Consider the following 564-nt stretch of genomic DNA (forward strand, 5'->3'; position numbering starts at 1 on the left):
TGTGCATCGTAGCAGCTATAAATACTGGGCCATACGGGATACAACGCCGACACCTGAGCAAGTAAGGTTAGAGGCTGAAGTAAAAGCAATACATGCGATGAGTGGTGGTTCAGCAGGGGCACGGACAATCGCAGCGATAGCAACGAACAATGATTTTGAATTGAGCCGTTATCGTGCAGCTAAGCTAATGGTTAAATTAAAGCTCGAAAGCTGCCAAGTACCTCAACATTCATATAAACGTGGTAATGAACACCTTGAAATCCCAAATCTGCTTGATAGACCGTTTGATGTTGTCGAGCCGGATACCGTGTGGTGCGGTGATGTGACGTATATTTGGACAGGCAATCGCTGGGCTTATTTAGCCGTGGTTATTGATTTATTTGCACGCAAAGTGGTTGGCTGGGCAATGTCGTTGTCACCAGATACTAATTTAACGCTAAAAGCGCTTGAACTCGCGTATGAAAGCAGAGGAAAACCGACAGGACTGATGTTCCATTCAGACCAAGGTAGCCATTATACAAGTTTAAAATATCGCCAACGTTTATGGCGCTATAAAATCACACA

Annotated in this window: 1 protein-coding gene; it reads left to right on the forward strand. The window is 44.5% G+C overall.

What is annotated here, in order from left to right; translation table 11 throughout:
• Positions 1–564 (forward strand): IS3 family transposase (locus NRL14_RS20785; RefSeq protein WP_306725516.1); only part of this gene is annotated, 564 nt, incomplete at both ends.

The organism is Pseudoalteromonas sp. 20-92 (genome assembly GCF_030847595.1).
Taxonomy (GTDB): domain Bacteria; phylum Pseudomonadota; class Gammaproteobacteria; order Enterobacterales; family Alteromonadaceae; genus Pseudoalteromonas; species Pseudoalteromonas fuliginea.